Origin of the sequence: Chryseobacterium sp. 7, assembly GCF_003663845.1 — a bacterium.
In the GTDB taxonomy this organism is placed as follows: Bacteria; Bacteroidota; Bacteroidia; order Flavobacteriales; family Weeksellaceae; genus Chryseobacterium.
In genome coordinates this window covers 3,662,841-3,689,071 of record NZ_RCCA01000001.1, presented here as the reverse complement: position 1 = coordinate 3,689,071, position 26,231 = coordinate 3,662,841, and the positions used below count along the sequence as shown (strand labels likewise).

General features: G+C 36.3%; 24 protein-coding genes. 6 read left to right on the top strand and 18 right to left on the bottom strand.

What is annotated here, in order from left to right:
• The first annotated feature begins 35 nt into the window (after nucleotides 1-35).
• A complete protein-coding gene (locus CLU97_RS16925; protein WP_121488974.1) occupies nucleotides 36-392 on the top strand; it encodes a DoxX family protein in 357 nt (118 codons plus the stop codon).
• Between the two features lie 55 nt (nucleotides 393-447).
• Here CLU97_RS16925 and CLU97_RS23490 read toward each other — a convergent pair whose 3' ends face one another.
• From CLU97_RS23490 to folK, 9 genes are all read right to left on the bottom strand, one after another.
• Nucleotides 448-1,833: a lamin tail domain-containing protein gene (locus tag CLU97_RS23490; protein ID WP_147436505.1), complete on the bottom strand. Its 1,386-nt coding sequence runs from the start codon at nucleotides 1,831-1,833 to the stop codon at nucleotides 448-450.
• A complete protein-coding gene (locus CLU97_RS16910; RefSeq protein ID WP_121488973.1) occupies nucleotides 1,728-5,192 on the bottom strand; it encodes an FN3 associated domain-containing protein in 3,465 nt (1,154 codons plus the stop codon). Before CLU97_RS16910 ends, CLU97_RS23490 begins: the two co-directional genes overlap by 106 nt.
• 61 nt (nucleotides 5,193-5,253) lie before the next feature.
• Nucleotides 5,254-6,615: a hypothetical protein gene (locus CLU97_RS16905; protein WP_121488972.1), complete on the bottom strand. Its 1,362-nt coding sequence runs from the start codon at nucleotides 6,613-6,615 to the stop codon at nucleotides 5,254-5,256.
• Nucleotides 6,616-7,293: 678 nt separating this feature from the next.
• A complete protein-coding gene (fmt, locus tag CLU97_RS16900) occupies nucleotides 7,294-8,253 on the bottom strand; it encodes a methionyl-tRNA formyltransferase (protein ID WP_121488971.1) in 960 nt (319 codons plus the stop codon).
• A gap of 170 nt (nucleotides 8,254-8,423) precedes the next feature.
• Nucleotides 8,424-10,328: an ATP-dependent DNA helicase RecQ gene (locus CLU97_RS16895; protein WP_121488970.1), complete on the bottom strand. Its 1,905-nt coding sequence runs from the start codon at nucleotides 10,326-10,328 to the stop codon at nucleotides 8,424-8,426.
• Between the two features lie 78 nt (nucleotides 10,329-10,406).
• On the bottom strand, nucleotides 10,407-11,843 hold the full coding sequence (locus CLU97_RS16890; RefSeq protein WP_121488969.1) for an OmpA family protein: 1,437 nt from the start codon (nucleotides 11,841-11,843) through the stop codon (nucleotides 10,407-10,409).
• A gap of 211 nt (nucleotides 11,844-12,054) precedes the next feature.
• Nucleotides 12,055-13,581, bottom strand: a complete 1,527-nt coding sequence (locus CLU97_RS16885) for an OmpA family protein (protein ID WP_121488968.1) — start codon at nucleotides 13,579-13,581, stop codon at nucleotides 12,055-12,057.
• A 46-nt stretch (nucleotides 13,582-13,627) separates the two neighbouring features.
• A complete protein-coding gene (locus CLU97_RS16880) occupies nucleotides 13,628-14,707 on the bottom strand; it encodes an OmpA family protein (protein WP_121488967.1) in 1,080 nt (359 codons plus the stop codon).
• Nucleotides 14,708-14,724: 17 nt separating this feature from the next.
• A complete protein-coding gene (gene folK, locus CLU97_RS16875; protein WP_121488966.1) occupies nucleotides 14,725-15,141 on the bottom strand; it encodes a 2-amino-4-hydroxy-6-hydroxymethyldihydropteridine diphosphokinase in 417 nt (138 codons plus the stop codon).
• A gap of 20 nt (nucleotides 15,142-15,161) precedes the next feature.
• On the opposite strand from folK, the gene sppA reads away from it, so the two are divergent.
• Nucleotides 15,162-16,919 carry a signal peptide peptidase SppA gene (gene sppA / locus CLU97_RS16870; RefSeq protein ID WP_121488965.1) on the top strand — a complete coding sequence of 586 codons (1,758 nt, stop codon included), beginning with the start codon at nucleotides 15,162-15,164 and terminating at the stop codon, nucleotides 16,917-16,919.
• Nucleotides 16,920-16,997: 78 nt separating this feature from the next.
• On the opposite strand, the gene CLU97_RS16865 is transcribed toward sppA, so the two are convergent.
• The 6 genes from CLU97_RS16865 to rpmB form a co-directional block, all read right to left on the bottom strand.
• A complete protein-coding gene (locus tag CLU97_RS16865) occupies nucleotides 16,998-17,258 on the bottom strand; it encodes a GlsB/YeaQ/YmgE family stress response membrane protein (protein ID WP_121488964.1) in 261 nt (86 codons plus the stop codon).
• Between the two features lie 72 nt (nucleotides 17,259-17,330).
• Complete coding sequence (ftsY, locus tag CLU97_RS16860; protein WP_121488963.1) at nucleotides 17,331-18,284, bottom strand: signal recognition particle-docking protein FtsY; 954 nt, start codon at nucleotides 18,282-18,284, stop codon at nucleotides 17,331-17,333.
• 15 nt (nucleotides 18,285-18,299) lie between these two features.
• Nucleotides 18,300-18,764 (bottom strand): RidA family protein, encoded by a 465-nt coding sequence (locus CLU97_RS16855; RefSeq protein WP_121488962.1) that lies wholly within the window; start codon nucleotides 18,762-18,764, stop codon nucleotides 18,300-18,302.
• Between the two features lie 89 nt (nucleotides 18,765-18,853).
• Entirely contained in the window at nucleotides 18,854-19,003 is a 150-nt protein-coding gene (locus tag CLU97_RS16850; protein WP_065722020.1) for a DUF4295 family protein, read from the bottom strand.
• 20 nt (nucleotides 19,004-19,023) lie between these two features.
• The gene (gene rpmG, locus CLU97_RS16845; protein ID WP_027373683.1) at nucleotides 19,024-19,206 is read right to left on the bottom strand and encodes a 50S ribosomal protein L33; all 183 of its coding nucleotides are present in this window, start codon (nucleotides 19,204-19,206) and stop codon (nucleotides 19,024-19,026) included.
• A gap of 6 nt (nucleotides 19,207-19,212) precedes the next feature.
• Entirely contained in the window at nucleotides 19,213-19,455 is a 243-nt protein-coding gene (rpmB, locus tag CLU97_RS16840; RefSeq protein WP_002976757.1) for a 50S ribosomal protein L28, read from the bottom strand.
• A 243-nt stretch (nucleotides 19,456-19,698) separates the two neighbouring features.
• Between rpmB and CLU97_RS16835 the strand changes: the two genes are divergently transcribed.
• Nucleotides 19,699-21,408, top strand: coding sequence for a T9SS type A sorting domain-containing protein (locus tag CLU97_RS16835; RefSeq protein ID WP_228437764.1), 1,710 nt, complete (start codon nucleotides 19,699-19,701; stop codon nucleotides 21,406-21,408).
• Nucleotides 21,409-21,581: 173 nt separating this feature from the next.
• Here the strand turns inward: CLU97_RS16835 and lnt are convergent, their stop codons facing one another.
• Nucleotides 21,582-23,216: an apolipoprotein N-acyltransferase gene (gene lnt, locus CLU97_RS16830; RefSeq protein ID WP_121488960.1), complete on the bottom strand. Its 1,635-nt coding sequence runs from the start codon at nucleotides 23,214-23,216 to the stop codon at nucleotides 21,582-21,584.
• A 70-nt stretch (nucleotides 23,217-23,286) separates the two neighbouring features.
• Nucleotides 23,287-23,628, bottom strand: a complete 342-nt coding sequence (locus CLU97_RS16825; RefSeq protein WP_121488959.1) for a winged helix-turn-helix transcriptional regulator — start codon at nucleotides 23,626-23,628, stop codon at nucleotides 23,287-23,289.
• 91 nt (nucleotides 23,629-23,719) lie between these two features.
• Between CLU97_RS16825 and CLU97_RS16820 the strand changes: the two genes are divergently transcribed.
• From CLU97_RS16820 to CLU97_RS16810, 3 genes are all read left to right on the top strand, one after another.
• On the top strand, nucleotides 23,720-24,094 hold the full coding sequence (locus CLU97_RS16820; protein WP_121488958.1) for a nuclear transport factor 2 family protein: 375 nt from the start codon (nucleotides 23,720-23,722) through the stop codon (nucleotides 24,092-24,094).
• 16 nt (nucleotides 24,095-24,110) lie between these two features.
• Nucleotides 24,111-24,674: a hypothetical protein gene (locus CLU97_RS16815; RefSeq protein ID WP_228437762.1), complete on the top strand. Its 564-nt coding sequence runs from the start codon at nucleotides 24,111-24,113 to the stop codon at nucleotides 24,672-24,674.
• Between the two features lie 111 nt (nucleotides 24,675-24,785).
• Nucleotides 24,786-25,208: a VanZ family protein gene (locus tag CLU97_RS16810; RefSeq protein ID WP_121488957.1), complete on the top strand. Its 423-nt coding sequence runs from the start codon at nucleotides 24,786-24,788 to the stop codon at nucleotides 25,206-25,208.
• On the opposite strand, the gene proC is transcribed toward CLU97_RS16810, so the two are convergent.
• Nucleotides 25,189-25,992, bottom strand: a complete 804-nt coding sequence (gene proC, locus CLU97_RS16805; protein ID WP_121488956.1) for a pyrroline-5-carboxylate reductase — start codon at nucleotides 25,990-25,992, stop codon at nucleotides 25,189-25,191. The genes CLU97_RS16810 and proC overlap by 20 nt on opposite strands.
• Nucleotides 25,993-26,231: the final 239 nt, after the last annotated feature.

Below are 26,231 nucleotides of genomic sequence, written 5' to 3'. Positions count from 1 at the left end.
CCAGACCTTTTTTAATTAACACAAATAAACAACAAATGACGAAAAACAAAATTATTTACTGGGCAAGTACCTGCCTTGTTGCTATACCATTGCTTTGTAGCGGGGTAATTTATCTGCTAAATCCATCAATTATTGAATCTGCTCATCCTAATATGGGATTTCCCGGCTATTTTAAAACTGAGCTTGGAGTAGCCAAAATATTAGGTTCAATTGCTTTATTAATTCCTTTACCTTCCAGGGTAAAAGGTTTTGCTTATTCAGGAATAACCATCGTTCTTATTTCAGCATTTATCACCCATTTATCTATTGGAGATACTTTAAAAGATATTCTTATACCCCTTTTTATCCTATCAATTTTAGCGGTATCATATATATACAAACAAAAGATATAAATAAAAGATGCCTTCTCAAACGAGAAGGCATCTTTACTATCTAAATCAGTTAAAATTACTCTTTTGTTGCTTTGAAAACTTTAGATTCTTTCTCACCCTGAATCTTTACAAGATATCCACCTTGACTAAGTCCGGATACATCAATAGAATCTTTTCCTGCACTAAGCTTTTTTGTTTTCACCATCTGTCCTGCAGTATTATAAATTGAAATCACGGATTCCTCATTTATATTGATGAATAAAATATTTTTCATAGGAACAGGATAAATTTTAATCTCCTGGCCGCTTGCCGGTACAAGATCCGATGTTATTTTCCGCTCATCCGATTTTGCTGTTTTGGCTTTAGCAAAAGCAGAAGCAGTAGAAATTGATGCAGCTTCCCAGCTTTCCGGAAGTTCATTATTCAGGTCAGAAGAAATCAATTTCAGATAAGATCCCAGCCCGTTAGCTTCGGTCGGCCATGGCAAGATACTGCCAAAAGATACGTAATCTATTGTGTTACCTGCCGTATCCTTAAAGGTAATAGGTTCTCCGGAATTACTCAGACTACCGCTGGTCCACTGGAATTTGTTATACTGGCTGAATCCTGTAACCAATGTAAGGTCTTTCACCAGCATGATCGTCTGATTTGGAGAAATTTTGGTTCCATCAGGGAATTTATAGACAATAGCATCTGCAATGGTATATCCTGAAACATCCAGGTCTGCTCCTCCTGCATTTGTGATCATTAAGAATTCTGCATCACCATTGGTTTGAGGCTTATAATTAATTCCTGTGATAACAAATTTACCCGGATTCACATCTTCAACTTTAATTGCTTTTGAAGACTTTGGTCCCCAGTTATTTGTAGTAAAAGCACGTGTCATAATGTTATATGTTCCAACCGGTAAAGTAAACGTTCCGTTATACAGATGAGCTTCCTGAGAAATCACTCCATCATTCCCCATCGGGTCAGTACCGTTTAATGTGTAATAAACCTGAGTCCCTGAATTCGGATTGCTGATCTGGATCTGATCTGTTTTCTTGATCGTAGAAGATGTTGGAATTTCATTAGGCAGAAGGGTGTGTGCCATATTATATTCCAGCCATTTCTTTAAGTTGAATGAAACTCTCTCCGGAACCTGAGCGATAATTCTTGGTCCGTCTACGTTTTTCCACTGTTCGTAAACATTTCCTGTATAGCCCATATAAGCTGCATCAAGCTTATATAATCTGTCAAGCTCAGTCATGGTACTCTTAATTTTATTCTGTACATTCACAACAGATAAAGTAGCCCCATCCGTTCCTGAAAAATTCCCTGAAGCAGGTCCCATATATTGCAGAACAGCATCTTTTACTAAAGTTTTAAACTCCAGATTTCCGGCTGTAGCATTGGTATTTGATCCCATGAAGTTTCCGAAGATTCCCCCGGACCGTTTATGCTCCATGGTGAGTAAATCCATTTAAATTTATAGTTACCTCCTCCGCCGGCAAATCCTCTTGCAGGCATTGATACATCTGATGAAGAATAGGTGATTCCTCCAAAGAAGGACCCGTCTGTATCATTGATCATGAATTTAGCTTTCATTACATCAGGATTGGTATTATGCATAATAGCTACCGCTTCATTCTCGGTATCAGTAAACATAAATGCCAGCTGAAACTTGATTAAATCATCAACATCTACCAGTTTTTTTAAATCCTGGAATTTCTTGGCGAATGCAATATTTCTAATATTATTCCATACGGCCTGGCTTCCGTCTCCTGCTTCTACAATACCTCCGTTAAAGTATCCGTCCTGGAGATTTACTTTCGTGTAATTATTATCATCATCCCCGAAAATTTCTTCAAGGTTATTCGGGTTAAAGTCATTCCTCAAAGTTTTCAAACCACGGTATTTACCATTGACAAAAAGATTGATGTAGCGGGTATTCAAAGCGTATTTCCCCATTTCCTTCTGAAGATTCATTGATATTTTTTCGCTGAATCTCATGAATCCGATATTATAAACATTTCGGGATGCATTATCCTGGCCCTGTTTTAATTCTAAAGTCTGAATTTTACCCGGATTTTCAAAAGCATCGTTTGGATAATCGTCGAAGAACGCATAATTGGCCTTTTTTACTCCTGAATCACTATTGAATTTCAATTTAAGGTTTGGATTGTAGAAGCCTAAACTTTCCTGCCCGAATTTTTTTGTCAGGGAATTACTGAAGAAATTTTTCCTTCCGCTGTAAACATTATTGTCGATATATTCTACGGAAGCTTCAGCCCATATTGTATTAGGTTCAGCATTGGTTGTTACCGATACAATTGGAACTTCCCCGATTGCCTGAGCATATTCTGCAGCAGTGATATTGGATTTGTAATACCATTGCCAGTAACCGTCTGCAGTAGTTTCATTAGCATAATTGTTTCTTAGGACATAAGTATGGGCTACAACTCCCGAATTGTTTCCGGCTGCATCATATGCATATACTTTTATTGCAGAAGTTTTGCTGATGGCAATTGGAGCCGTGTAAACTGTTCCTACTGTTGCTGATGGAGTTTTCCCATTCAAAGTATATTTTACCGTAGTTCCTGCCGGTACGGAAATTGCCAGATCAAATCCTGAATCATAAACACCTCTTGTTTTGCTGAAGCCAAGATCAACACGCTGTTTTCCATCATTATTCGAAGCATTATAAGTAGGTTTAATAAAATTAACTAAACTTCCTGTTCCATTTGGAAATTTTCCTGCAGTCTGATTATAAGGAATATTCTGATACGTTAAAATATCCTGCTGAATCACATTTCCGTTAACCTTTCTTGAAAAATAAATAGTCTCGCCATCTGAGCTTAAACCAAAATTAAGATGGTTGCTGCCTTTGGAAGGATCACTATCTGCAATAAAAGTGGTAAATCCTTTTGCTGGAATATAAATATCTTTTAATTCGCTTAAAGTACGGTTTCCATTTTTATCGGAAAGGTAAATTCCGCTGTTCTGTTTATTGAAATAAACCGGATAATCGTGGTCGTTGTAAATCTCAATCCAGTCTTCTTCCTGGCTTTGGGTACCTTCTGAGGAAACTTCATTGATATAAAGCTTGTTCATATTGGCAGGATTGCTTTCTATATCAATTGCAGGACCTGTATTATTATTTAGATATTCAATAACCAGTCTTGGCTGGTAAAGCTCCGAACCGTTTCTTGAATATACATTGGCTCCCCCGGATTCTGATTCTAACTTAAATGCCAGTGAATTTCCTGACTGCCAACCGTTTATTCTTGCCTGATCAACAATATTTCTAAGGTTTGATGTCCTGTATTTGGAATTGGATGTCCAGTTTCCTGTATTCCAGTCTGCAAATATTGTTGAATAATTACGTTTTGTAATATTCGCCGAAGTGGTATTGTACACCGCGGCATTTGCCATTTCTGAAGAAATTTTCACCAGGGCATTTGTGCTGTTTCCATAGGCATAAAATTCAATATAAGCATCAGTAACGTAAGCATTATCAGGAATTTGAATATTTTCAAACCTGATTCCTGTAGTTTGTGCTGTGGCCCCGGATTTTCCGCCAAGTTCCAGAATTCCTCTCCCTAAATCTATTCCGCCTGTTGAAAGATTCTGTATACCATCATTTTCCCAGGCAGAAACATATTTTCTAACGGTTTCATCCTGAGGAGCAGGTCCTACACTTGGGCCGTTACCGTTATTTTTGTATTCAATAACCAGCTTAGGCTGATAATTCGGCGATCCGTTTACAGACCAGGCCGTAGCGTTTCCGTCATTCCCTTCAACCTTAAAAGCAAGTGTCTGGCCTGACTGCCAGCCGTTCAAACGGTTTTCGTCTATAATTTCCTTCAGATCAACACTTCTGTACATTGTATTTCCTGATGTCCAGGGAGCAGTAACCCACTTTGCTTTATGCTGGGAATAATTTCTTCCGGAAATATTATTGCTGGCAGTTGTATAAACCGGAGCATTTCCTAATTCTGTGCGGAAAACAAGTTCTGCATTGTTCGGGTTGGTTCCGTAAGAATAAAACTCTATATAAGCTTTTGTAATTTCAGCATTGGCTGGAATCTGAACATTTTCAAATCTTAAGGCGGATATTTGTGGCGTAGCCCCATATTTTCCTCCTAATTCCATTATTCCGCTTCCTAAATCAATATTCCCGGTGGTAAGAACTTGTTCAGCATCGTTATTTCCCGAAGAAATTAATTTTGTAATGGTTGTGGTCTGGGTAGAGTAATTAATGACCAGTTTAGGCTTTTTTCCGGTTGCGGCAGAATATGATTTTACTGTGAACGCTCCCTGTCCGTTCCCCTGAATACGGAATGCAAGACTGGCATTGTTAAGCCCTGCGTTAGTAAACATTTCGCTGAAAACGTTTTTAAGATCCGGAGATTGGTACTGCTGATCTACTACACACCCGGAAGTGATCCATTCTGCAAAACCTGTGGAATAGTTTCTGGATTTTAAATTTAAACCTGTAGATGCTGCAGTAGATGTAGGATAAGGAAGTGAGCTTCCTATTTCTCCGGTAATCTTCATTGTTGCGGAAGATGTACTTGGTTCATCCCCGTAAAAAACAAGATAAACATTGTTAATAACAGCATCTGCCGGTAAGGAGACACCATCAAAGCGTAAAAAAGTTTCCTGAAGATTCGCTCCGTCTTTTCCTGCAAGCTCTAAATCTGAACTGCTGAAACTCACGGTATTATTTTGGATGACTTCAACATCATTATTTTGTGTTGAAACTTCCATTTGAAGCAGGCTCTGTGAAAATACCCATGCAGGAGAACCCAGAAAAAGTAAAAATACTTTAAATTTCATATTTACATTTTAGTTATTAAAAAAAACCGCCTTTTTGTGACGGTTTATATTTTTCAGAATATTAATGGATCGGTGCATTGTGGATGGCCCATGCAAAAATATTTTTCCATAAATCGAATGTATTGGAATCTGTATTGGCCCCACTTTTATCTCCAAAAATGAATGCTCCCTTATCATTTCCTATGCCCTGATTATTTGTAATGTCGGCATATAAATATCTTCTGATAACACCTGAAGAAGAATTGGAACCAAAAACAATCCCGTTTGTAGATGTTACAAAGGCCGCATTGGCACCCTGGGTAGCTATTGTAGTAGGTGTTACTGCCGGAAGCGTATACCCGTCCGGCGAAACAAGAACGTGTGGTAAAGCGCTTGCTGTAACAGAAATTGTACTTGTGGTTCCTGATTCAATATAAAACCCTAATCCCTGTGCAAACTGAGTTTCGGTAAGCTCATCTCCCTGATCAATTACAATTCCGTTTCCGGCTTTGTACCAGTCATTTAATACTGCAATAGTTCCACTGTTTGATTCTGCACTTGTACGGCCATTTAAATAAACAATGGATGCCGTCTTTAATTCATCGCTTAGATCGGCAATGTTCGTAGGGCTTACACATTTAATCTGAATACTTGCTACACCAGCAATTGCCTGCGCTGCGCCTGAAGTAAGCCATGTTCCTATTTTACCAGCTGCATTGCTGGAGCTATAGCTTCCACATCCTGTAATAAGTCCTGTGGAATAGTTTGTTCCTGTAATATTTACAATTTTTAAAACAGAAGTTGCCCTGCTGATAAAGTTTATCGAAACATTACAAGTGACATTGGAACTTCCAATTGATGAGATGGTTGCATTATAAGTACCCGTAGAAGGTGTTCCTGCCAAAGATGTAGGATATAGACTTACCGTTTGCTGGCCAATACTTGTAAAAGTACCTTGCGCAACAAAATTTACTCCGTTTACCGTAGTGGAATAATTGTATGATCCTAAACCTGTTACCCTCACAGGAATGTCAATATGAACGTTTTGGTTTGTTACAGGCTCATCAATATTATAAGTTCCTATCACTTTAATTGTGTTACAGTCTGTAAATATTACTGTCCCGGGCTTTTCTCCACAGAACTGTGCCCAGGCCCCTACAGATGTGGAACCATTCCAGTTCCAGACATTGTAACAGTTAGTTTCCTTATTGTAAATTGTAAGGCCATTTTCTTTTTCTCCCGGATTGATATTGTTTCTTTCCGAGGTCGTATACCTTTGAATCAATAAACCATTAAGCTTATCGGGGTTTGCACTGTTTTGGTCAATACGTTCGGAAATATGTAATCCGGCTTTGAGATTAGGATTAGGTGTATTAATCCCGACCTGGCCGAATGTAGCGATACTTACAAGAGATAAAAATGTAATTAAATGTTTTTTCATCATTGTTATATTTTAGTAATTATAATTCATAGTCTTCCTGTTCTGAATCTGCTATTGCATTCAGAAGTTTTTGTAAACTGAAAAATGTACTGAACACGTATTTTAAAATAAATACGCTGTAAGAATTTTTAAAATTTTAATAGTCCATGATAAGCGGACACGATCATCTTAGAAATAGACCTTTTGGAGAAATGTTAAGTCTGTTTTTTTTCATGTTGTGTTTTATTTGAGGGTTAGTTAAGGGAATATTTGATTAGAAAAAGCAGCGTACAGCTGAGGATATTTCTTCATCAAAACGTTTGCAATATTAACCCTACATGAACAATACACGAGAATGAAACACCCCCTCGATTGCACTCATCAAAACCCTCAATTTCACTCAGAAACATAAAGTATTAATTATCAGTTGTATAGACGAATTAAGCAAAGCAAATGTTTTCTTTACTTTTCTTTTTATTTTCTTTATTTCCTTTATTTCCTTTTTGGGTCTTAATAAATAGATAGAATTCTGTAAAAACTGATGATATAGTTACACTAAAAAGAGCAGTTGGCCCAATAAAAACGGTATAAAAAAATATTTAGAATCGATTGATATTAACAAAAAATGATCTTAATAAGCCATAATTCTGCCATCCTCTAAGGAATCTTGATTTAACTGAACTTCCTACAAAAAAGGCTGTCTCAATTTTGAGACAGCCCCATTTTTATTTCATCGAAGTTTCTGAAACCATTCAGGAAATCTTTGACCATCATTCTTTTTTTACCTTCCAGCTGAAGTTCCTGTGGATAGTATATTCCATCTAGAGTATAAATCTTAAATTCATTCTTTGAAATATCTAAAGTTCCGGCAGGTTTTCCATGATCAGAAATTTCAAATTTACCTCCAAATATTTTTAATCCCTTTTCTTCGTTTTCAATGTTTAAAGTAGTGAAAGCAGCAGGATAAGGAGACATTCCAAGGATAAACTGATGAACGGTTTTTGATGACTGTTTCCAATTGATTTTAGTATCTTCTTTGAAAATTTTATAAGCATTTTTAGGATGTTCTACCTGTGGCTGAGGTTTTTCTTCAATTGCATTTTCAGCCAGACCGTCTAATGTTTTAACAACTAGCCTTGAACCCATTTCCATCAACCTGTCGTGAAGACTTCCAGCATTTTCATCAGGTAAAATTTCCATTTCCTGCTGAAGTAAAATATTTCCTTCATCAATTTTTTCATTAATAAAGAAAGTAGTTGCTCCGGATTTTTCCTCTCCGTTGATCACTGCATAGTTAATAGGGGCAGCTCCTCTGTAATCTGGAAGCAATGAAGCATGAAGATTAAAGGTTCCCATTTTAGGCATTTCAAAAAGCACTTTAGGCATCATTCTGAAAGCTACCACCACAAAAACATCGGCATCCAGTTTTCTTAATTCTTCCAGAAACTCTGGATTCCTTAGCTTTTCTGGTTGAAAAACAGGGATATTATTTTCTTCAGCATAAATTTTTACCGGTGATTGATGAATTTTCTGACCACGTCCACTTGCTTTATCGGCTACTGTTACTACACCAACCACTTGATGATGAGATTGATGGATGGCCTCCAAAGAAGTTTTTGCAAACTCAGGAGTTCCTAAAAAAACGACTTTCAATGATTTCATACTGCAAAGATAAGTTTTTGATCTGAGAGTCGAAGAGTGTTTGGGTTGGAGGGTTTGAGGATTTGAGGATATGAGAGTGTGTGAGTTTTAGAGATAGGATAAGTATATTTATCTTTTTAATTTAAAAGTTCATTCTATGCTTATTATTACTTATTGCTCATTACTAATTACTAATGATTCAGCTCATACGTTCTGAAGTTTAGCATTCTTACTTTTCCGGAATCTAAAAGGAAAATAAGGTTTTCCAAAATGTTCTCTTTAGAATGATAACTAAGCTGTATAGAAAGTTCTTCAATGGTTGCTGCTTTTTTAGCTAACAAATTAATTATCTGCTGAGAAATGTTCTTTCCAAACATAGACTGTTTGTTTTTTTCGCAAACCGAGCATTGACCACAGTTTTTTGAATTTTTTTCACCAAAATAGGCTAAAATAAGCTTCATTTTGCAGTAATCGTTATTTTCTGAGTAGAACTTCATTTCTTCCCATTTTTGGATTTTATTTCTCTGAATATGTTCAAACAATTTCCAATAAGCATTATTTACAGCCCTTTCGTCACGGGGCTTCAGAAATTTAATGCTAGATAATGCACCGTCAATATACTCAAGATAGTTCTTTTGCTGCAGTTCTTTCAGACGTTCTTTGATTAAAGGAACACTGATATTGATTTTATTGCTTACCTGCTGTTCACTGAACATTACTTTATGAGTTGTAATTCCGGAAACCGTACGGAATAGAAGCTCTATAAAATGGGCATCTTTTTGTGGCAGCTGGTCTATCTCATCAGCTTTGATAAAAAGTTCGAGAGAAGACAGGCTTTTGTTTTCATTATAGTAAATAATTTCCTGGTTATGCAGGAAATTAAGAATATTATTAATTTTTGCTTTCGACAGTTTGGTGAAATTCTGTATGCCTAAAATATTTAACTGAAATGTTTTTTCAGGAAGTTCAAATTCTGCTACCTGAAAAATGGAGTAGAGGTAGCTGATGATCTTTAAAAACTCTGCTTTATTAGGCGTTTGGTTTTTTAAAACCTGGTCAAAGTTTAGAAGTTCCTGTTTATTCCAAAGCATAAAGGCAAAACTGTCTTTTCCATCTCTTCCGGCTCTCCCGATTTCCTGATAGTAGTTTTCGAGAGAAGCAGCAGGTGAATAGTGGATGACAAACCGTACATTATCTTTGTCAATACCCATTCCGAAAGCATTGGTAGAAATAAGAACGTGATTATCACTGTTATTCCATAGATTTTGTCTTGTATTTTTTTCTTTGGTTGTTAAACCAGCATGAAAATAGTCCACATTTTTAAGTTGATTTTTTTTCAAAAATTCTGCCAATAGTTCAGCCTCTTTTCTGGTTCTTACATAGACAATTCCGGAGTCGTTGCTGTATTTTAAAATATCAAAAACACGTTGAAATTTATCAGAAACTTCATCTGTAAATATTTTAATATTATCTCTCTTGAAGCTTTTCTGGAAAATAAAGGGCTTTTTCAGCTCCAGTTTATTTTTAATTTCTTCCAAAACTTTAGGAGTTGCGGTTGCTGTAAGGGCAAGGCAGGGAATCTCAGGATTATTACTTCTGAAACCTTTAATATTTTGATAACTTGGTCTGAAATCCTGACCCCATTCTGAAATACAGTGCGCTTCATCCACCGCAATAAAAGACAGCTGAATTTCCTCCATGTTCTGAATAAACTGCTTATTGGTAAGTCTTTCAGGAGAAACGTAGAGGAGTTTGGTGAGGCCTTCTTTGCAGCGGTCATAAATGGCTTCAGCATCATATTCATCCAGTTCAGATGAAAGATATTCTGCCTCTATACCACGGGCTTTAAGCTGATTTACCTGGTCTTTCATCAAAGCAAGTAAAGGAGAAACTACAAGGCAGGTTCCTTCTTTGAGTAAAGCAGGTAATTGGTAGCACAATGATTTTCCTGCTCCTGTGGGCAACAGAACCAAAGTGTCTTTTTCATTGATAACGGCATTAATAATTTCCTCCTGAGAATCTCTGAAGTCTGTATAACCCCAGAAATACTTAAGAGTATCGTATTTGAGCTTTTGAAAATCCTGCGGAGAAATCATGTTGTAAAAATAAGGAAAGAATGGTGACAAAAAAAGCCACGCATAGCGTGACTTTTATATAATATATCAATAAGTTTATTATTTAGCTTCGAAGTATACTCTTCTGTTGGCTCTGTTTTTCCATTCAGGGCACTTCGTAGCTGGTTCACACTCAGGATATTTAAGGTCTTTTTCACCTTTTCCTATTGCCTGAAGTTTACCTGTTTGAACACCGTTTTTGATCAGATAGTTTTTAACGTTGTTTGCTCTTCTTTCAGATAGTTTTTGGTTGTAAGCGTCAGTACCTCTTGTATCAGTAGCTCCGATTACATTGTAAGAACCATTTGAAGAATTAATATAGTTTACAGCATTATTTAGGATAGGTGTATTTGATGGTAAAATTCTATCAGAATTTAAGTCAAATTCAATTCCTTCCAATTTAGTTTCTGTTTCTACTACAGGTCCTGTGGTTGCTACCGGACATCCGTTGTTTTCAACAGGTCCAGGAACTGTAACACACTTATCGTAAAGGTCAATTACTCCGTCTAAGTCTGTATCAAGAGCAACTCCGGCACCATCCACTCTTGCTCCAGCAGGAGTATCAAGCTGTCTGTCCCAATCGTCGCATACTCCATCGTTATCAGCATCTCCTTTTTTACATACTTCGATATCCTGGTTTTTATTAGCCAATACATCAAGCTTGTAATAGATTTCCTGAAGCGGGTCATGCCACATTACATGAGACTCGTGTTTTCCTAGTTTTAAAGAAACTCCTAAAGTAGCGTTGAAGAAGTTATCAGAAACCTGCTCAGAACGTCTGTTGATAGCGCTGTAAGCATCACCACCACCATCAAACTCATCATCACCTGTTACTACATACATCAATCTACCTTCAATATCAATTCTTCTGTTCACTTTAAACTTAAGACCTGCTCCAGCCTGCATGAACATTGAACCTAATTGGAAAGGTTTTACTTCTGTCATCAATCTTTGTCCATTGATATCTTTCTGATAAGCTCTGTAAGCAATAGTACCAATACCTGCATATCCGTGAAGAGCCCATCTGTAAGGAGAATGATTGTCAACTCTTCTTAATAAATTAGAGAAGTTGATATCTCCTAATAGGGAAATTGCATCATACTGAGTTCTTGCTGCTACTGCATAAGCATCTGGTGCAGCATTCTTAGTATTGAACCATCCCTGTCTGGTTTCACCTCTGTCATACTGCAAGTTGATACCAAAAGCATGGGTAATTGCTTTATCAATACTCACATAAGCTGAATATCCGAAAAGGTTTTTACCATTACCGTTTTTAATTGAAGTTAAATCCGCAGATTGAAGAAGTGGAACTCCCACCCCGGCAGAAATAGCCCAATCGTTAAATCTCTTGGATTGATTGGTGAATGGGGAAACATTAGCAGATCCCGAAGAAAATGTATTAGGATACTCTCCTTTTGAAACTGCCGTTGAGTCTTGTGCATAAGTGGCAGAAGGAATTGCCAGGGCAAATGCAACAATTGCTAAACTTAATTTCATAGTGTTATTTTTTTAAGTTAAGTTATTTTAAATGATTTTTTACGTTAAAAAAGTGATTTTGTATTGTTGTTTTTCAAAACAAATCTGCTGATTTTAATATATTTAGCACCATTTGCCCTGAAAAATAATGATAAAGATATGTAAAATTATCCGTAGTAGAAAAAAAATAAACCGAAAAGATGGATTCTTCCCGGTTTATGGTATTTTAGACTTATTTTTTCTTTTTCTTAGCTGACACTTTTTTCACAGCTTTTTTTACTGGAGCATCTTCATAGTCTTTCTTTTTGATAGAATCCCAATCTGATGTTTCTATAAATCTTACAGTAACCTTTCTGTCTGCCATTCTTTCAGCATCTGAAGCTGATGCAGGAATAGTTGCTTCTGCAGAACCTACACCTCTTGATTTCAGTACATTTTCGTTAATTCCTCTACTTTCTAAAGCTCCTACTACTGCAGCAGCTCTTTCTTTAGATAATCTTAGGTTGTAAGCGGCGCTTCCTTTAATGTCGGTATGTCCTGTTAGCAGATAGTTACCTCCATTTTCTTTAATGATAGAAGCCGCTAAATCTAATTTTTGGTTAGACTCTGGTCTGATAGTCGCTTTATTGAAATTGAAATAAATATCTTTTAGAGATCTTTCTACTTCTTTAGCTGTTTCGTTGTTGTCTTTTTTAGCTACCGGACATCCGTTGTTTTCAACGGGTCCAGGAACTGTAACACACTTATCGTAAAGGTCAATTACTCCGTCTAAGTCTGTATCTAGAGCCACTCCGGCACCATCTACTCTTGCTCCTGCAGGAGTATCAAGCTGTCTGTCCCAATCGTCGCATACCCCATCATTATCAGCATCTCCTTTTTTACATACTTCAACATCCTGGTTTTTATTTGCCAGTACATCAAGTTTGTAATAGATTTCCTGAAGCGGGTCATGCCACATTACGTGAGATTCGTGTTTTCCTAATTTGAAAGAAACTCCCAAAGTAGCGTTGAAGAAGTTGTCAGAAACCTGCTCAGAACGTCTGTTGATGGCGCTGTAAGCATCTCCACCACCATCAAATTCCTCATCACCTGTTACCACATACATTAATCTACCTTCAATATCAATTCTTCTGTTCACTTTAAACTTAAGACCTGCTCCAGCCTGCATGAACATTGAACCTAATTGGAAAGGTTTTACTTCTGTCATCAATCTTTGTCCGTTAATATCTTTCTGATAAGCTCTGTAAGCAATAGTACCGATACCTGCATATCCGTGAAGAGCCCATCTGTAAGGAGAATGGTTATCAACTCTTCTTAATAAATTAGAGAAATTGATATCTCCTAAGATAGAGATTGCATCATATTGAGTTCTTGCTGCCACTGCATAAGCATCTGGTGCAGCATTCTTAGTATTGAACCATCCCTGTCTGGTTTCACCTCTGTCGTATTGTAAGTTGATACCAAAAGCATGGGTAATTGCTTTATCAATACTCACATAAGCTGAATATCCAAAAAGGTTTTTACCATTACCGTTTTTAATTGAAGTTAAATCCGCAGATTGAAGAAGCGGCACACCTGCTCCTACTGAAATAGACCAGTCATTAAATCTTTTGGACTTGTTGGTAAATGGTGAAACATTAGCAGATCCTGAAGAAAATGTATTGGGATACTCTCCTTTTGAAACTGCTAGTGAGTCTTGTGCATAAGTGGCAGAAGGAATTGCCATAGCAAATGCAACAATTGCTAAACTTAATTTCATCGTGTATATTATTTGTATTCTTTTAAAAAGAAATTGTATTTTTTGATTATTTTACTGGGCATCCGTTATTTTCAACAGGTCCCGGTACAGTTACACATTTGTCATAAAGATCAATAACTCCGTCAAGATCCATATCCAAAGCAACTCCGGCACCATCTACTCTTGCTCCAGCAGGAGTATCAAGCTGTCTGTCCCAATCGTCACATACTCCATCATTATCAGCATCTCCTTTTTCACAAACTACAAGATCAGTAGATGCATTTTCTAGAACGCTTGTTCTGTAGTATGCTTCCTGAAGAGGATCGTGCCATGCAAGGTGAGATTCATGTTTTCCTAATTTGAAGCTTGCTCCTAAAGTTACGGACCATGAATTATCTGATTTTCTTGGATTAAGCATGTTATAGTTGCTGTATGAAAGACCACCTCCATCAAATTCATCATCACCACTAATAAAGTACATGGTTCTTGCTTCAAGGTCAATAAGTTTTGAAACATTGTATTTAAGACCTAAACCTCCCTGATAATATACAGAGCTGATTCCTAGGGGAACATCTATAAATTCAGGGTGTGTTTTATTTCCCCATTTGTTCACATCATTGTCATGCAATGATGTTCTGTATCCCTGAAGACCTATCCCCATATATCCGTGCAAAGCCCATCTGTAAGGAGAATGATTATCAACCCTTCTCAATAAATTAGAGAAGTTGATATCTCCTAATAAAGCCAGTTGGTCAACTTGAGTTGTACCTGTAGCTATTCCGGCTGCTTGTCCAGCTGCTCCGGGTAGTTGCGCTGTCTGTTTTGTTTCTCCTCTTGTGTACATAATACTTAGACCGAAAGTATGAGAAATTTGTTTATCTATACTTACATAAGCATTATATCCCCATTTAATATTATCCTTGCGGATAGATTTTAAATCCGAGTGAACCATAAATGCAGGACCTCCACCAACAGAAATAGACCAGTCTCTGAAACGTCTGGCTTTGTTGTCGAAAGGCTGTACATTAGCGGAACCTGAAGAGAAGGTATTAGGGTACTCTGTGGAAGAGTTTACCGTGGTACTGCTATTTTGAGCGAAAGCAGCAATTGGCAAGGTTGTAGCCAATAATAATAAACCTAATTTCATACAATTTGTTTTATGTTTTAAATAAATTTTTCTAATAATATCCTTGAAAAATCCCTTTCAAAAAGATGTTTTTTATGTGGGATTACTAGTCTTTCTGATGTAAAGTTTAATTCATTATACTTAATGATATCAATATCAATTATCCTGTCAGTATACCCTCCGGATGCTTTTGAATCATTAACTCTTCCCATCTCAACTTCTATATTCTTAATACAATCAAGCAGTTGAATTGGTGAAAGAGGAGTGAATATTATTGTTGCAATATTACAAAAAATATTGGAACTGGCAAACTCTACGGGTTCAGACATTAAATATTCGCTAATTTGTGAAATGTTATTTCCTGCCTCTTTTATTTTCTCAAGAGCAAGCTCTATATTTTTTTTTTGCTCTCCTAAGTTACTTCCTAGTAACAAAACGACCTTATGTTGCGACATATTGGAAAATTGATTGATTTATGAGAAGTTTCTTTAAAAATGTTTTGGCAAATATAGTAGCAATTGTCATACTTTGCGCTTTATTTTTCATGTTTTTCATTGTGATGCTTGTGTTCAGTTCTATGGGAAGTGATAAGGCTGTAGCGGTGAAAAAGAACTCGGTTCTTACGATTAATTTAAAGACAGATATAATAGACAGCCCTACTGAAGAGCAGATGGGATTGTTCGGTTTAGGTGCCCGGAATAAAAGTGTTCTTTTATATGATGTATTGGAGGCTATTAATAAAGCTAAGACTGATGATAATATTAAAGGAATCAGTATTGAAGCAGACGATTTGAATGCAGGCCTGACCCAGATTGATGATGTCAGAAATGCTATAGAAGATTTTAAGAAAAGCGGGAAATTTGTGTATGCCTACGGTAACGGAGTTTCACAGTCTGCTTATTATTTAGGGTCCGTAGCAGACCAATATTATCTGCATCCGGCAGGAGGAATTGAATTGAAAGGTTTATCTACTGAGGTAACCTTCTTCAAAGATTTTGCTGATAAATATGGTATTGGGATTGAAGTGATCCGTCATGGGAAATTTAAATCTGCTGTAGAACCTTTTCTACGAAATGATATTTCTCCGGAAAATAAAGAGCAGTTAAGCACTCTTCTGAATGATCTTTGGAAAAATACCTCCAATAAAATGGCCGCTTCAAGAAAAATTGATACCGCTCAGTTTAGAACTATTACAGACAGCTTATATGGAATGATTCCTGAACAAAGTTTAAAATATAAGCTTGCAGATAAACTTATTCAGAAATCAGAATATGAAGATCTTCTTAAGACAAAGCTGAATGTAAAAGACACAGAAAAACTGAATAAAATCTCTCTGTCAAGCTATATCAGTTCTTATGCGGATGAAGATAAATCTGGTGAAAAGATTGCTGTATTGTATGCTTCAGGATCTATTAACAACGGAGATGAGTACAATGATATTCATTCTGAAAAATATGTGAAGTACATCAAAAAACTTCAGGAGGATGATAAAGTGAAAGCTGTAGTTTTCAGAATTAACTCTCCGGGAGGAAGCGCCAATGCTTCTGATGAAATTTTGTTTGAATTACAGCAGCTGAAAAAGAAAAAGCCACTGATTGTTTCTTTCGGAGATTATGCGGCTTCAGGAGGATATTATGTGGCAATGGCAGCAGATAAAATTTATTCTGAGCCTAATACACTTACCGGTTCTATCGGAGTATTTGGAGTAATGCCTTATTATAAAGATATTGCAAGCAAAAACGGAATCCGTGCGGATATTGTTGCTACCAATGCTAACTCTATGTATTATTCCGGATTGAACGGAGTTACCCCTTACGGAGTTAATATGATGACAAGAAGTGTGGAAGGCACATATAAGAGATTTGTACACTTTGTGACTCAAAACAGAAAGAAAACGTTTGAGCAGATAGACAATGTAGGAGGGGGCAGAGTATGGAGTGGTGTTCGTGCTAAAGAAATTGGTCTGGTAGATGAACTTGGTACTTTAAATGATGCCGTGAAGTTTGCAGCACAGAAAGCAGGATTAAAATCTTACCAGGTAGACGCTTTTCCTAAGAGAATGTCACCGTTTGAGCAAATCTTCAAAGATCTTAATGAAGAAGATGTTTCTGCAAGAATTATCAAGAGCAAAATTGGTAAATCCAACTATGAGATTCTGCAGCAGATTACAGACAAAAAATTACAGTCTGAGGTGAAAATGGAAATGCCTTACCAGATTAGAATCAACAACTAACTAAATTTTATATTGTAAAAATCCCGGATCTGAAATTTCAGATCCGGGATTTTATTTTTTTATAAGCTTTGGTATCAGCTAGCTTTTCTTGGTGGCCATTCCGTAAATCCAGAGGATGACTAAAGCTCCTCCAATTGATAGAATCCAGCTTCTTGGATTCCAGAAGGAAGTAACGTCTCCCCAATGTAGAATGTAAACTCCTATAGCTCCTCCTACAAATGCTCCCAAAATTCCAAGGATAATAGTGATTAGCCATCCTCCTCCCTGAGTTCCGGGCATGATCATTTTAGCAATTGCACCTGCAATAAGACCGAACAGGATCCATGTTATAATTCCCATAGTTGCAAATTTTTTAATTGTTAATATTTAAAAATGAATTGTTTGCTAATATAAGGGAAAACATGATATAAATCATCTTTTCTTGAAGAATGAATCTACAAATTCCGTACCATTAAAAAGCTGCAAATCCTGCATTTTTTCACCTACCCCGATATACTTCACCGGAATTTGGAACTGATCAGAGATTCCGATTACAACACCTCCTTTTGCTGTTCCGTCTAATTTTGTTACTGCTAAAGCATTTACTTCTGTAGCTGCTGTAAACTGTTTGGCCTGTTCAAATGCATTCTGACCGGTAGAACCGTCAAGAACTAAAAGAATCTCATGAGGTGCATCAGGAATAACCTTCTGCATTACTCTTTTAATCTTTGAAAGTTCATTCATCAGGTTGATTTTATTATGAAGTCTTCCTGCGGTATCAATAATCACAACATCTGCATTCTGTGCTACAGCACTTTGTACGGTGTCAAATGCTACAGAAGCAGGATCTGATCCCATTTCCTGTTTTACAATAGGAACACCCACTCTTTCACTCCAGATCACAAGCTGGTCTACGGCAGCAGCTCTAAAGGTATCGGCCGCTCCAAGAACTACCTTTTTACCTTCGGATTTAAATTGGTGAGCCAGTTTTCCGATAGTAGTTGTTTTTCCCACTCCGTTTACCCCTACAACCATAATGACATAAGGCTTTTTTGAAGTATCAATATTTCCTGTACCGGCATGAGGGTTTTCAAGCAGCAGCCCTGAAATTTCATCTCGAAGAATCTGATCAAGCTCGTTTACTCCTACATATTTGTCTCTGGCAACACGCTCTTCAATTCTTTGAATGATTTTGATGGTAGTAGAGGCGCCCACATCGGATGCAATAAGTACTTCTTCAAGATCATCCAGTACTTCATCATCTACTTTGCTTTTGCCAACTACGGCTTTCGTCATTTTTTCAAAGAATCCCTGGCTGGATTTTTCCAATCCTTTGTCTAAGGTTTCTTTTTCTTCCTTTTTGAAAATATTTTTAAACCAACTCATAGTTTTAGTTTATTCTTATTTATTTTTAATCACTGCTGTGGCTTCCACCTCTATAAGCACATCATCTCTGAAAAGCCTGCTTACTTCCACAAGGGTGCTTACAGGAGGATTCTGAAGGTTGACATACAAATCCCTTACTTTTCTGAAATCAGGTGTTTTTTTGATATCTGTGGTAAAGATTCCCAGTTTGATAATATCTTTTCCTGTTCCTCCATATTCTTTCAGGATGTTTTCTATATTTTTGAAAACCTGCTGTGTCTGCTCTTCTATTGTATTTCCTACAAGATTACCTTCCGGGTCCAGGGGTACCTGTCCGGATAATAAAATCATTTTGGAACTTCCACAGTCAATACTGACTGATTGAGAGAGTCCTTTTATGCTGAAAACTTTTGGCGAACTTTTATATTCCGGGTTCATAGTTTTCTGACTGAATGAAAATAGAAAAGTTGCTGTGCAGGCCAGAACAAGTATCTTTTTCATACTTTACTGATTAATAATCTGGTGCACAAAGATAACAAAAAAACTACCCAAAATATGAGTAGTTTTTTATATTGTAAATAAAGTACTGATTATTTTTTTAAATAACCATCTACTTCATCAGCATTCATTACTTTTTCTTCGAAAACGTAAGCTCCTGATTTAGAAGACTTAACCATTTTCACCACTTTAGTCATTTTTTTAGACCCAGTTTGTAGGGTTGCTACTACTTTCTTTGCCATGGTAAGTTATTATTTATAAATTACTTAATTTCTTTGTGAAGGGTAGATCTCTTAAGAACTGGATTATACTTTTTAAGCTCTAATCTCTCTGTAGTGTTCTTTTTATTTTTTGTAGAAATGTATCTAGACATTCCTGGCATACCACTTTCTTTGTGCTCTGTGCATTCAAGGATTACTTGAACTCTATTTCCTTTTTTTGCCATGATTTATTAATTCTTTTTAATCAATCCGTTTCTAGTAGCTCTTTCAATAGCTTCCTCGATTCCAATCTTGTTAATCACTCTCAATCCATGAGCTGATACTTTCAGTGTAACGTGCTTATCTTGCTCCGGAAGGTAAAACTTCTTCTCTAATAAGTTAATTTCAAAACGACGCTTCGTTTTGTTATTAGCGTGAGAAACGTTGTTACCAACCATTGCACGCTTTCCTGTTATTTGGCAAATTCTTGACATATCTCGATGTTCTTATTTGTATAATATTTGAGAGTGCAAAATAACGAAGAATTTTTTAGATAGACAAATCTTTTGGAAAATATTTGCAAATAAGTGGCTGATTAATAATATTGAATTTTTAAAATAGTAGAATCCTTGGGATACAGCAGATAAAGGGTGCTGATATATTTCATACAGGCTTTTTTTTAAGCTCAGAATTTAATATTCTATCTTTGTTTTTAATTAATCTAAATAAAAACAACTATGAAGAGGATTTATATTTTATTGTCAATGTTACCGGTCAGCATCATGGCTCAGAACTTTACTGAGATCCAGACGAGCATGAATAATTTCTATTATTCTGCAGCTGATATTGCCGATATAGATAACAATGGAACAATGGATATTGTGTTTAATGGAGCTATTGATTCTGATGGCGACGGAAATGTAGACAGTACTTATAATGAAGTCTATCAGAATAATGTAACAACATTGCTGCCTTATGCAGGACTGGGAGCGGATGTAACGCATCTTGGCGATATCAGGTTTATTGATTATAATAATGACGGGCTGATGGATATTGTTTCTACAGGACTTAGTTATTCGGATGTTGTTAATTATAAACAATACAGGTTCAGGAATACAGGTTCAGGTTTTGTGAAAGAAGCTGATCTTCCAGGGAAAATCTACGGATCTATAGACGTTTTTGATTTTAATCATGATGGAAAATCTGACTATGCCATCAACGGAACACAATATGCTCATGGAGGAGGTTTCAGAAATACATTAGATTATTATAAGAATACAGGTGCTGGTTTTGATATGACAGAAAACTGGGTAGATGGTACCCAGAGCGGAAGTTTTAAAGTAGTAGATCTGAATAATGATCATCTTCTGGATCTCGTAATTATAGGCTCAGATATCAATGGTACTCCAGTGTCTAAAGTATACATGAATCAGGCAGGAGTTTTGACTCCTACTCAGGATCTTTTTCCGGTTGCGGTTGGAAAAATAGATTTTGCAGATTTTAATGCGGATGGGTTTCAGGATGTGGTGATCATTGGAAGAGATGGAAATGACGACGGATATTTTGCAGTTCTTATGAATGATGGTACGGGGAATTTGACTCCTCAAATGATCACAGGAACTGATATTTCAGATGTTTCATTAAGCGTTGGCGATCTGAATAATGACGGTTATTATGATTTTATTATCTCAGGAAATGAAAATTATAATGCTGTTGTGAAAACTTATCTGTATGACGTTGTCAATCATAAATTCAATGAAGGAACCATAACGGGAATAACTGATCTGGGAGGACCGGGACTTGTTCATCTTTTTGATTTTAATAATGACAACCATTTGGATGTATTATTGGGTGGATTTGACTGGGCTGCTTCTGACTTACCCTCATTAACGAAAGTATTTAAAAATAATTCCACCGCAACCAATGCAAAGCCTGCAGCACCAACTCAACTGAACATGACGAAAAACGGAAACAGGTTCAATTTTACATGGAGTGGGGCTTCGGATGATAAAACTCCGGTGAATGCACTGCGTTACGAAATTACAGTAGGATCTACACAGGGAGCGAATGATATTGCTAAATATGTAGTAACAACTCCATCATGGTTTCTGGAACTTGATCCGGCCATTCAGAATGTATACTGGAGCGTGAAATCTATTGATGCTTCAAAAGTATATTCTGATGCTTCCACACAAGGTACGTTGGGAACTGCGGAAATTAAATCAGATAAACAACTTGTTATCTATCCGAATCCGGCATCAGACAGGGTATATATTAAAGGAGAAAAAGTTTCGGAAGCGGAAATGTATTCTATGGATGGAAGAAAACTGAATATCAGTGTCAATGGAGATCAGTCTATTGATGTTTCTCATTTACCTAAAGGAGTTTATTTATTAAAACTGAAGATAAAAAACGAAATAACCACAAGAAAACTTACGATTAAGTAATTGAATCAATTCTATCTTCTATTAATGAGAAAAGCCAGACGTCCAGCTGGCTTTTCTCTTTTTTATGGAATAAATCTATGTAATGAGTAAGAAAATTTAGCATTCGAAAATCTTATTGATCATATAGGTTCTGTGTTATTCGTGCAAAGAATTTGTGCAATTTGTGTTTAGTATTAAGCTTTATTTGTTTTCTTTTTAAACCATTCAATCAGAAAATAAAACAGTAGAAAACCTAGTGCAAATATGGAAAACCTTGAAAGAAGGTCTCCGGCTCTTGTGTAGAATGTCATCGTATCATATAGATTTACTTTCGCAAATAAAGCCGTTTGGTCACCGTAGAAAGTATCAGCAGTCACTTCTCCTTTTGCATTGATGTGTGCCGAAATTCCACTGTTAGCAGCACGGGCAATTTCTCTTCTGGTTTCAATGGCTCTTAGTTTTGCATATGATAAAAGCTGTTTGTGTCCTTCTGTAACGCCCCACCAAGAGTCGTTCGTCATAATTCCTAAGAAATTAGCTCCTTTTTTTACATAGTCTGTTACAAACTCACCATAAATGCTTTCATAGCAGATAATAGGTGCCAGTTTTCCTTTATTATAAGGATTTGAAAAAGCAACTCTTTCTTTATCTGTTCCCAGAGAGGCTACTGTACCACCCAGGTTGAGCATGGCGTCTCCTAATAATGGTTTTAAAACATTCATGTAAGGGAATATTTCAACGCCCGGTACGAGTTTTCCTTTGTGATAAGCCTGTACTTTTTGATTAGGAACCAATTGGATAGCTGTATTATAACTGCTTACCCAAACGCCGCTGTTGATCTGATAAGCTTCTTTCGGTAAATCGGCCGGATTGTAAAAGAAACGGTGTGAAGAAATTCCCGTTGCAAAAACGGATCCTGGGTGACTGGATAAAAATCCTTTGATATTATTAAGAAGCAGACTTTTTTCAAATGCTGTCTCAGAAATAGATCCCCTTCCTGGAAGTGCTGTTTCCGGAGCAATATAATAATCAATCTTACCTGTTGAATTTTTTTGAGCAAGAGCCAATAAGTCCTGTTCAATTGTAAGGCTGTCCTTCGAATATTTTTCTGCATAAGGATCAAGATCCGGCTGCAGCATCAGAACGTTTACCTGTCCGGTAGGTTTTTCATCAAAATTATTGTATTTGATCACCGAAATAATCATTGGAATAACAATTAAAGCTCCAGCAATAGTTGAGTTTTTAATCAGATCTTTTCTCTTTCTGCCAGCTTCCCAGGTTCTTACGGTATAGAAAATCAAAACATTAATGAGAAGAATCCAGAAACTTCCTCCGGTTGCTCCCAATGTGTCATACCATTGAATCAGCTTTGGATAATCTGAAAATACATTTCCAAGGTTAAGCCACGGCCACGTTAATTCCCATCCTAAATGAAATTTTTCAAAACTCATCCAGATAGCGATTAAAAATCCAAGCCCCCAATACGTTCCCTGAGCATTTTTATACCAGTGATAGCATTGAAATACCAAAGAATATAAAAAAGAGTTTACCAGCACCGGAAATACCACAGCCATCAGAGAGTGGCTCCCGTCCGGATTCTTTGAGCCGTACAGCCATCCTGTAGTAACTATGTTCCAGATCACAAAACATAAGTAGGACAATCCAAAAACTACCCAGCTTTTTCTTTTATAATCTGAAAATTTTGAAACTCCATGTTCCATCATTAAAAGAGGAACAAGTGCAAAAAATATAAAAAACGGAACTCCGTAAGTAGGCCATGAAACCGACAGCAGCATCGCTGAAATAAGGGTAAGTAAAACGTATTTCATTGAGATAACATATAATGCAAAAATAAGACTTGTAAAAGGAATCGCAAAACCAAAAGAAATTATTAAAAAATTAATTTTTTAAAGCCATATCCTTAAGTCCCCAATCCTGAATAGTCATAAGCACAGGCATGAAAGTCTGACCATATTCCGTAAGCTTATATTCTACTCTGGGAGGGATTTCGGCGTAAATTTTTCTTTCAATAATGTTGTCTTCTTCCATTTCTCTGAGCTGGTTCACAAGCATTTGTTTACTGATCATAGGAATGGCCTTCTGCAGCATGCTGAAACGGTTTACGTTCATGCTTATTCCGTACATAATTACCGTTTTCCATTTGCCTCCTACTTTATTGTAAAAGTGAGTTACAGGACAATTATTGGGATTGAAATCTTTATTTTTTCTTTTATTTTCCATTGGTCTAAAAAAATGTACTATAAATTATAATCAAGACTAGTATTGTAAATATGACAAATATAATAACTTTGTGGATATAAAAATTACAAATATGAATAATAAAGAATTGGTACTAAAAGCCATTGCCGCTGTGTTTATTGACAGGGATGTTACGGCATTTGAAAAATATTTCGGAGCTAATTATATTCAGCATAATCCTGCAATTCCCAACGGAACGGATGCTCTGAAACAGTTTTTACCATTATTACCACCAGATTTTGGATATGAACCGGGTGTCATTACAGAAAGTGAAAATATCGTTATGATTCATGGACGCTACACTAATTGGAATGGTAAAAATATGATTGGAGTAGATATTTTCAGAGTAGATAACGGAAGGCTGGTGGAACATTGGGATGTTTTACAAGAGGAAGTAACTGCGGAAAATTCAGTTAATGGAAATTCAATGTTTCCAATAGTATTATAATTCAAATACAAACAATATGATGGAACAGATAAGAAAAAGTGCCTTGGGAGAATGGGAGAGTATTTCAACAGAAATCCGTCCCAGCTCATTAAAAAACGAAGATGGAAGTCTGAAACCTTTTTATTTGAAAAGATCATTTTCATTGCTTCCCGAAGATCATTTTAAGCTGGAAATAATTAATTATGCTGACCCTTACGGGCAAATTCCCTTAGTGAAAATTGTACTGAAAGGACATACGGAATGGAAAGGTGATCATCCTATTGCTGAGGGAGCACAAAAGGTAGATTTTACTGCTGACGAGGCTTACGAAGTAACACCTTTGATTTCAAATTTCACGGATGTTTTAAATAACCTGGCAAAAGAAAATTTTGAAACCTGGGAAACCGGAAAGTCTCAAAGCATATTAAAAAAGAAATTTCTTCCGTTTGGCTTGAGTGAGGGACAAATTTTTAAAGAGTATGATTTGATGTATATTTTCAATGATATGATGTTCTGGGGCGCAAGAAATATTGATGGAAGAGGTTTTGATACAGAAGAAAACCGTCCGACCAATCTGCAGATTCCAATGAAAAGGAAATAATGATAGTATAATTTGAAAAAGAGAGCCATTTGGCTCTCTTTTTTATGAATTTTACAATCTATTGTAAACGCTGTTGATTATTTTTCTCAAAATGAATATCTTAGCGACGCAATGTTGAAAAAAATATATAAAATCCTTATCGTACCGTATACGCTGTTTCTGCTCTATCTGATGTTTTTAGGGATGGGCAGGTTTCAGTATGAAGATAATCTGATTACAGTAGAGCCTATACTTTCCACTATTAAATATATTCAGGGAGTCAGATACTGGAGAGAAACCGTAACGGTGGTTTTGGGAAATGTTGTGATGTTTATTCCATTTGGTTTTTTGGGCTGGGTTTTTCCGAAACTGAGAGATTTAAAACCATTACTCATTAATTTTATTGCTGCCATTACCATTGTAGAAGCTCTTCAATACTTTACAAGATTAGGAATATTTGAGGTAGACGATATCATCCTGAATACTTTTGGAGTGTATTTGGGATGGCTGCTTTGCAGGTTTATGGAAAAAAGGTTTAGCTGTTTAATTCTTTAGCACGTTTTTCTGCATTCAGGATTCCCTGTTTCAGAATGTCTTTGAAACTGCTTTCTTCGAATGTTTTTAAGGCAGCTTCGGTAGTTCCGCCTTTAGAAGCGACATCTTTAATGAGTTCTTCGAGATTTTTTTCCGAGTTATTGATTAGATGGTAAGCTCCCAGCATGGTTTGCTTTACAAAAAGCTTAGAAAGGTTTTCTTCAATTCCCATTTCAATTCCCGCTTTGATCATAGCATCAATGATGTAGTAGAAATAAGCCGGACCACTTCCTGAAAGTGCTGTAACACCATCCAGAAGCTCTTCATCTTCCAGATACACTGATCTTCCGGTGCTGTTCAGTAGCCTTTCTATATTGATTAACTGACTGAAAGAAATTCCGTCTGCAGCGGTATATCCCGTAATTCCCATTCCCAAAAGAGTTGGGGAATTCGGCATTGCTCTTACGACCAGCGGATGATTTAATAGTTTTTGAATTTTTTCAATATTAATCCCTGCCATGATGGATAATACCATCTGGTTTTCTTTTAGAGTGAATTGAATGTTTTGGGCAACTGTATGAAAATCCTGTGGCTTTACGGCAATGATGATCAAGTCGGCATCAAGTTCCTTCACTTCTTCAAAGGTTGAAATTTTAGACTTGGGAAATTCTTCAGCTATTTTGGATATTTTTTCCTGGTTTCTGATAATAAGATGTAAATTTTCAGGCTTGATCAGTTCATATTTCAAAAATGACTTTGAGAATGATAATCCCATATTTCCTGCTCCTAAAATGGCTATTTTCATATTGTGTTTTTTAAAGACTACTATTTAATTCTTGTTAAAAGTAACCATTTCTGTTTTTTGAAAGAAATTTTATATGACTTTTTATTCATTTTACCTGTAAGATAGAGTGTAATAATGTGTAAATTTTTATAGCCATTAATTTAACTGTAAAATATTATTCACCTGTTTTGGATTTTTCTTGTATGTAATGAGTGGTTTTTACTCTGCCTCTTTTTAATACACCACAAAGGGAATATATT